Source organism: Streptomyces sp. NRRL F-5755 (assembly GCF_001279365.1).
In the GTDB taxonomy this organism is placed as follows: Bacteria; Actinomycetota; Actinomycetes; order Streptomycetales; family Streptomycetaceae; genus Streptomyces; species Streptomyces rimosus.
The window spans coordinates 1-7,912 of the sequence record NZ_LGCW01000088.1 but is presented as its reverse complement, the minus strand read 5'-3'; the positions used below and the strand labels follow the sequence as shown (position 1 = coordinate 7,912).

The window sequence follows — 7,912 nt, the reverse complement described above, 5'->3', positions numbered from 1 at the left end:
CGGGGTCGGTGCGGCGGGCGCGGTACACGAGGCGGTCGCAAAAGCCGCAAGGTCCCCCATACGCCTCTACCGCCCAGCATCTGAGGTTCCGTCACGGTGAGATGTACTCGTACCACTGCGCCCGAGCCGCCGCCCGCGCGGCTACGGTCATACACGGGTGGCGAAACGACGGCAGTGACGGCTATGTCGGTTGAGGGGGCACAGGCGCGATGAGTCTCAGCGATGGCGGTGGGTACGGCGGCGAGCCCGGCGGCCCGGACACGGGCGGCCAGACCCGTACCAGACTCCCGGACGGCGGCGGCGACACATACGGCTCCGGGCGCCGCCCCCGTACCGGCTTCTCCAGCCGGAACCTGATCACGGTCGTCGGCGTGGTGGTCCTCCTGATCGCGGCCATCGCGTTCGCGAACCGGGGCGGCGACGGGCAGGGGTCCTCCGACGGCACCGCGAAGGACGCCGAAGCCCGGTCGACCGCCCCCACCGGCACCAAGCCGGTCGAGGGCAAGAACGGCGGCATCGCGACGGGCTTCGCGAAGACGGAGCAGGGGGCGCAGTCGGCGGCGGCGAATTATGCGGTGGCGCTGGGTTCCGACGGCATGTTCAAGGCGGACAGCCGCCACGGCATAGTGGACCGGGTCTACACGGCCCAGGCAGCGGCGCAGCTGAAGGGCCGCCAGGACAAGGCGTACTCGCCGGAGTTCCTGCGCAAACTCGGCCTCGACCCGTCCGGAAACGCCCCGAAGGGCATGACCTTCATCTCCCGCGCGATCCCCGTCGGCACGAAGGTCGAGCAGTTCGGCAACGACAAGGCCAAGGTCGCCGTCTGGTACACGGGGCTGATCGGCATGGCGGGCCCGGGGTCCACCGATCCGGTCCGTACGGACTGGCAGACCTGGACGTTCGACCTGACCTGGGCGGACGGGGACTGGAAGATCACCGAGGACTCGCAGAAGAGCGGCCCCGCGCCGGTCGCCGGGGACATCCCGGCCGCCGGTGCCGGTGAGATCAGCAAGGCGGTCAAGGATTACGGAGGGTTCACGTATGCCAGGTAGTCCGCGCCGCTCGCGCCTCCGAGGCATCTCGATCGTGTCCGCCTGGGCGGGCATCCAGACCACCGTCTTCATGCTGGCTGCCCGCGCCACCGCGGCCCCGACCCCGCCCGTCTCCGGCACCCCGTCCCCTTCAGGATCACCATCCCCTTCGGGTTCGCCGTCCCCCAGCGCGAGCAACGATCCGTGCGACCTGCTGATCGGCTCGGCGAAGGACTACTGCCAGAAGGACGCCGACGGCGCCGGCGCCACCGCCCCCAAATCCCCCGGCGGCCTCACCGACAACAACCCCCTCGACCCCCTCAGCTCCCTCGCCAAGGGCTGTGCCAACGCCGCCGCGTGGATTGTCGACAAGCTGTCCGACGCCGTGAAGGCGACCTCGCAGGTCGACTTCACCAACGCCGCGTTCCTGAAGCAGTACGCCGTCGTCTTCGCCGCCTCGACCGTGCTGACGCTCGTACTGTGGCTGCTCGCCGTCGCCAAGCGGGCCGTGCGCGGCGTGCGGCTGACCGAGGCGATCAGCGAGGCGGTCGGGTTTCTGTGGCTGACCGTGCTGGCGTCGGCGTTCACGCCGCTGATCCTGTATACGGTCGTGTCGGCCACCGACGGCCTCACCGAGATCATCGCCAAGGGCACCGGCGCACAGACCGACACGTTCTTCGGCGCGTTCGCCGCGGCCCTGAAGAAGGACACCGACATCGGCGGCGGCCCGATCATGCTGATCGTGGTCTCGCTGGTCTCCGTGCTCGCGGCCGGTGTGCTGTGGCTGGAGCTGGTGATCCGCGCCGCGCTGCTGTACGTGGGCGCGCTGCTCGGCACGGTCGTCTACGCGGGCCTGGTCGACAAGAACATGTGGGGCCATGTGCGCCGCTGGGCGGGCATCATGATCGCCGTGATCATGGTGAAACCGGTCATCGTGATCGTGCTGGGCATCGCCGGCGCGCTCTCCTCCGGCGACGGCCCGAACTCCTTCTCCGCCGTGGTCTCCGGCCTGGCGATCATCCTGCTGGCCATCTTCGCCAGCGCCGTGATCTACCGCTTCGTCCCCGGCTTCGGCGACGAAATGGTCTCGGCCCGTACGAACAAGAAGCAGGCCACCGAGGGCTCGCAGGCCGCCGCGGTGATCTCCTCGCCCGCCGCGCTGGTGTCCCAGGGCATCAAGACGCACAGCTCCCGCAGGTCCGGCGGTGGCGGCGGCCCGGAGCAGAGCGGCGGCCAGGCCCGGCCCGCGGACGCGGTGTCCGGCGGTGTGGCCGCCCACAGCAGCCGTAACAGCGGCTCCTCCGGGGGCAACGGCGGCCGCGTCCCGGCCCCCTCCGCCCCCGCGTCCCGTACGCATCCGTCCCCCGGTCCGAGCTCCGGCTCGTCCGGCAACTCCCGCACCGGCAAGACCTCAGGAGGTGACGGGCGTTGACGACCCAGTCCCACCCGATCACGCCCCGCCGCACGTACCTGATCGGCCGCGCCCGCCCGAACGCGATCGTCGGCAAGAACCGCGAGACCGGCGAGATCGCGCTGATCATCGCGGGCGCGTTCCTCGGCATGCTGTGCGGCCTGCTGGTGCCGGTGCTGTCCCTGCGGATCGCCAGTCTGACCGGTTTCCCGCTGCTGGCGATCGCCACGGTCTACTTCCCGTACCGCGGCCGTACGTTCTACAAGTGGTTCGAGATCAACCGCAGCTACCGGCGCACGGTCCGCCGGGGCGCCACGTACCGCTCCGGCGCCGCCGAGGCGGGTGTCCGCCTGGACGGCCGGGAGGTGGAGATCGGCCCGCCGCCGGGCATCGGCCGCATCAACTGGCTGAGCGCGCCGTTCGGCCCGGACGAGATCGCCGTACTGCTGCACGCCGACCGCCGTACGGTCACCGCCGCCATCGAGATCGAGGGCCCCGGCGTCGGCCTGCGCGACAGCGAGGACCAGGAGGCGCTGGTCGAGCGGTTCGGCACGCTGCTCAAGCACGTCGCCAACGGGGACGGCTTCGTCACCCGCCTCCAGATGCTGGCCCGTACGCTCCCCGCCGACCCGGACGCGCACGCCAAAGACGTCGCCCAGCGCGGAAACCCGGACTCCCCGGACTGGCTCCAGGACTCCTACGACCAGCTCCAGTCCATGGTCTCCACCTCCTCCGAGCAGCACCGCGCCTACCTGGTCGCCTGTATGCATTACACGCGCGAACTGGCCGCCGAGGCGCAGACCATGGCGCGCGCCGCGGCGCTGCACCACGGCGGGCTGATCCGCAAGAAGCTGGACCGGGACGCGGGCCTCGCCGTCGTCATGGCGCGCGAGCTGACCGACATCTGCGCGCGGCTGGCCGAGGCCGACATCCGCGTACGGCAGCCCCTCGGGCAGAGCAGGCTGTCCTCCCTGGTGCACTCCATGTACGACCCGGACCACCCCATCGACCACATCCAGGCCATGACCAAGCGCAACGCCTGGCCGGCCGAGCTGGACGCGATGGAACCGACGTACCTCCAGGCCAAGACCCGTGAGTCGGCCACCCGCGCGCCGTGGTGCCACGCCACCGCCTGGATCAAGGAGTGGCCGCTGACCCCGGTCGGCGTCAACTTTTTGGCACCGTTGCTTGTGCACACTCCCGATGTCATCCGTACGGTGGCGGTCTGCATGGACCTGGAGCCCACCGAGATCGCGATCGAGCGGATGCTGACGGAGAAGACCAACGACGACGCGGAGGCCAGCCGGGCCGCCAAGATGAACCGGGTGGTCGACCCGCGCGACGTGGCCCACCACGGCCGCGTCGACCAGCGCGGCGAGGACCTGGCCTCGGGCGCCGCGGGCGTCAACCTGGTCGGCTACATCACCGTCTCCGCCCGCTCCCCGGAGGCGCTGGCCCGCGACAAGCGCACCATCCGCGCCTCGGCGGGCAAGAGTTACCTCAAACTGGAGTGGTGCGACCGGGAACACCACCGCGCCTTTGTCAACACGCTGCCGTTCGCGACCGGGATCCGCCGCTAAGCCGCTGGGAGGCGCGTACGTCATGGCCATGCTCGATCCGCTCGCGGCACTCACCGAGGCGTTCACCAGCTTCCTGTTCGGGAAGGTGGAGACGACGCGACTGCCGGTACGGACCTCCACCGGCCAGGCCCAGGCGGTCTACCTGCCGACCGCCGCGCCCGGCCTGGGCGACTCCGGCGTGATCATCGGCCGCGAGGTCTACAGCGGCAAGGGCTACATCTACGACCCGTTCCAGCTGTACGGCCAGCAGCTGCCCGCGCCGCACTGGCTCGTCCTCGGCGAGTCCGGCAACGGCAAGTCGGCGCTGGAGAAGACGTACGTCCTGCGCCAGCTGCGCTTCCGCGACCGGCAGGTCGTCGTCCTGGACGCGCAGGGCGAGGACGGGGTCGGCGAGTGGAACCTGATCGCCCAGCAGCTGGGCATCACCCCCATCCGCCTGGACCCGACCGCGGCCCTCAACGGCGGCATCCGTCTCAACCCCCTCGACCCGTCGATCACCACGACCGGCCAGCTGGCCCTGCTCCGTACGATCATCGAAGTCGCCATGGGCCGCGGCCTGGACGAGCGCTCCGGCTTCGCGCTGAAGGTGGCGCACGCGTACGTCAACGAGACGATCACCAACCGCCAGCCGGTGCTGACGGACATCGTCGAGCAACTGCGCCATCCCGAGGAGGAATCGGCGGAGGCCATGAACGTCGACATAGACGACGTACGGGCCTGGGGCCTGGACGTGGCGCTGGTGCTCGACCGGCTGGTCGACGGCGACCTGCGCGGCATGTTCGACGGCCCGACCACGGCCGGCATCGACCTGGACGCGCCGCTGATCGTCTTCGACCTGTCGCACATCGACCGCAACTCGATCGCGATGCCGATCCTGATGGCCATCGTCGGCGTGTGGCTGGAGCACACGTGGATCCGGCCCGACCGGAAGAAACGGATCTTCCTCGTCGAGGAAGCCTGGCACATCATCAACTCCCCGTTCGTCGCCCAGCTCTTCCAGCGGCTGCTGAAGTTCGGCCGGCGCCTCGGCCTGTCCTTCGTCGCCGTCGTCCACCACCTCAGCGACGTGGTGGACGGCGCCGCCGCCAAGGAGGCCGCGGCGATCCTGAAGATGGCCTCCACCCGTACGATCTACGCCCAGAAGACGGACGAGGCGCGGGCCACCGGCGGCGTCCTGGGCCTGCCCCGCTGGGCGGTCGAGATCATCCCGACGCTCACCCCCGGCATCGCGGTGTGGGACGTCAACGGCAACGTCCAGGTCGTCAAACACCTGATCACCGAGGCGGAACGGCCGCTGGTCTACACCGACCGGGCGATGACCGAGACCACGGCGGCGATGACCGAGGAAGCGCTCGCGATCGGGCGGGCGGCGGACGCGGAGGCCGCACAGCGCGCCGAGGCGATCGCGATGCAGCGGCAGTTCCGGGACGAGTCGAGCGAGACGGTGGCGTGACGCGGGGACACGGGAACGGGAACGGGCAGGGGCTGCGGCAGGAGCAGGGGCCGGGCGGTACGGGCGGCTCGGGTGGCGGTCGGGGACGGGGCGTTCCCGACTCCCTCCTGATAGGCGTACTGGTCTTCCTCCTGGGCCTCACCGTCCTCGCCTGGACCGCGACCGGCCTGGCCGGCCTCTTCACCCACGGCGCCTGGCCGGACGGCGTGACCTTCACCCGTACGCCGCTGGCCCTGCGCAGCCTGATAGCCGCCCCGCACGACCTCCCGGCCGCCTGGCCCGACACCCCCGCCACCCAGCTCTCCGGGTACGGACTGTTCTGGGGCATCCTCATCAGCGAACTGCTGGTGCTGGTGGTGCTGACGGTGTTCGCGCTGGGGACGATCGCCCGGTACCGGGTGGTGCGGGCCAATCGGCGGGCCGAGAGCGGTGGGTGGGAGGGGGGCGCCGGGCGTACCCGGGGTACCGAGGATGTCGTACGGGGTGGGGCGGCGCCCGCGGGGGGCTCTGAGGCGGCTGTCGCGCCTTCGGTGGTGCCGGCGTCGGGTCCGTCCGTCCCGGCGCCTTCGACTTCCGTCCCGGCGGCGTCCCCGCCCGCGCCTACGCCCGCCACGGCAGCACCTACGCCCACCCCGGCGGCCGGGCCCGAGACGCCCTCGGTCGCCCCCAGCGCTCCCGCCCCCGCACCTGGCCTCACACCCGCTCCCGCCCCCGCCCCCGTTCCGGCCCCGGTCGGTCCGATCGCCCCGGCCGTGCACTACGGCACCGACCGCCGCGAGGCCGCCGCGCTCGCCTCCGCCGCCATCGCCGCGGCCGAGGGGCCCCTCGTCGTGGCCACCACCGACCCCGCGCTCTGGGCCGACACCAAGGACGCCCGCGCCAAGCTGGGCCCGCTGCTGACCTACGATCCCCAGCACCTTCTGGACACCCCGGCCCGGCTGCGCTGGTCCCCGACGTCCGGCTGTGAGGACATCGGCGTCGCCGCCGCCCGCGCGGCCGCGCTGATCACCCCCGTACGGCCCTCCAGCGTCCTGGACTCGGCGGTGGCCGACTCCGCGACGACCTTGCTGCGCTGCTGGCTGCACGCCGCCGCGGTGGACGGACGGCCTTTCCGCCAGTTGCACCGCTGGGCGCACACCAGCGGCGCCGCGCACGAGCCGGTCCGTGTTCTGCGTACGAACCGGAAGGCGTCGGCGGGCCAGGCGGGCGAGCTGGAGTCCGTACTGACCGCACATGCGGAACGCCGGGAGATGGCACAGGAATTGGTCTCCCGCACCCTGGCGTGCCTGTCCTCGATCCACATCCGGGACGCCTGCAATCCGGCGCGATCCGATGCCCTGCTTCTCGAATCTTTCATCGACGAAGGGGGAACCCTTTACGTGGCAGGGGAATCCATTGAGGATCCGCGGACCGCTCCGGGTGCGATGCCGCTGCTCATCGCGCTCCTCTCCAACGTGGTCGAGCGCGGCCGCCGCATGGCCGAACGGTCATCCGCCGGTCGGCTCGACCCACCACTCACCCTCGTGCTGCACGACATCGCGGCGCTCGCGCCCTTCCCGGCGCTGCCCGGCCTCCTCGAAACCGGCCGCGAGCAGGGGCTGTTGACGCTGGTCACCCTGCGCTCCCAGGAACAGGCCCGCGCCCGCTGGCCGCACCACGCCCTGCCGGACTGACCAGCGCACTTCAGCGGACCGCCCGGCGCAATCATCGGTCGATACGCGAACTTCCCGGCCGGCTACGCGCGTTCCAGCGCCATCTCGTGCTCGACGGCCGTCCCGTCCTTCGGATCGGCCATCGTCCGGCCGGTCTCCACGAAGCCGAGCGACCGGTAGAGCGCCAGCGCGCGCTCGTTCTCCTCGTGCACCCAGAGCCGTACGCGCTCCACCGCCGGCTCGGTGCGGCTCCACGCCCACTCCACCGCCGCCGCGAACAGCTCGCGCGCCAGCCCGGTGCCACGGTGTTCCGGCCGTACGTAGACGCCGACGATGTGGGCCCACGGCTCCTCGCCGCCCCGCTCGTCCGCGCCCTCCTTCTCCACGAGTACGACGACCATGCCGCCCCAACCGCCGTCGGGGCTCTCACCGATGAACGTCAGCGGGTCCCGGTCCTCGTCGCTCCGGCCCGCCCGCCGCTGCCATACCTCGTCCGGGTACGCCGCGACCTTCTCGAAGGACTCGTTGAAGGCGATGCGCGCGACCGGGTCCGCCAGGGCCGCCAACCGGAGTTCCCTGAGCCGCTTCCACTCGTCCGCCTTCACCGGCCTGATCAGATACCCCATCGCCCCAGCATCCCAGCACCCCGCCCCCCTGACCACACGTCGTCCCTCTTTTCCCACCGCAAACGCAGAAAAGCCCCGCACCATACGGTGCGGGGCTTCCCCACAATGATTGTTCGGCGGCGTCCTACTCTCCCACAGGGTCCCCCCTGCAGTACCATC

The 7,912-nt window shown here is 71.3% G+C and carries 6 protein-coding genes; 5 read left to right on the top strand and 1 reads right to left on the bottom strand.

The window, feature by feature from the left end; translation table 11 throughout:
• The first annotated feature begins 209 nt into the window (after nt 1–209).
• Genes ADK86_RS11775 through ADK86_RS11755 form a run of 5 tightly spaced genes read left to right on the top strand, consistent with a single transcriptional unit; the run spans nt 210 to nt 7,148 of the window.
• Nucleotides 210–1,052, top strand: coding sequence for a hypothetical protein (locus ADK86_RS11775; RefSeq protein WP_053696544.1), 843 nt, complete (start codon nt 210–212; stop codon nt 1,050–1,052).
• Nucleotides 1,042–2,463 carry a hypothetical protein gene (locus tag ADK86_RS11770; protein ID WP_053696543.1) on the top strand — a complete coding sequence of 474 codons (1,422 nt, stop codon included), beginning with the start codon at nt 1,042–1,044 and terminating at the stop codon, nt 2,461–2,463. Before ADK86_RS11775 ends, ADK86_RS11770 begins: the two co-directional genes overlap by 11 nt.
• Nucleotides 2,460–4,022, top strand: a complete 1,563-nt coding sequence (locus ADK86_RS11765) for an SCO6880 family protein (protein ID WP_053696542.1) — start codon at nt 2,460–2,462, stop codon at nt 4,020–4,022. Before ADK86_RS11770 ends, ADK86_RS11765 begins: the two co-directional genes overlap by 4 nt.
• Before the next feature lie 28 nt (nt 4,023–4,050).
• Entirely contained in the window at nt 4,051–5,475 is a 1,425-nt protein-coding gene (locus tag ADK86_RS11760; RefSeq protein ID WP_053696546.1) for an ATP-binding protein, read from the top strand.
• A 32-nt stretch (nt 5,476–5,507) separates the two neighbouring features.
• A complete protein-coding gene (locus tag ADK86_RS11755; protein ID WP_053696545.1) occupies nt 5,508–7,148 on the top strand; it encodes a type IV secretory system conjugative DNA transfer family protein in 1,641 nt (546 codons plus the stop codon).
• Between the two features lie 62 nt (nt 7,149–7,210).
• Here ADK86_RS11755 and ADK86_RS11750 read toward each other — a convergent pair whose 3' ends face one another.
• The gene (locus ADK86_RS11750; protein WP_053696541.1) at nt 7,211–7,753 is read right to left on the bottom strand and encodes a GNAT family N-acetyltransferase; all 543 of its coding nucleotides are present in this window, start codon (nt 7,751–7,753) and stop codon (nt 7,211–7,213) included.
• Nucleotides 7,754–7,912: the final 159 nt, after the last annotated feature.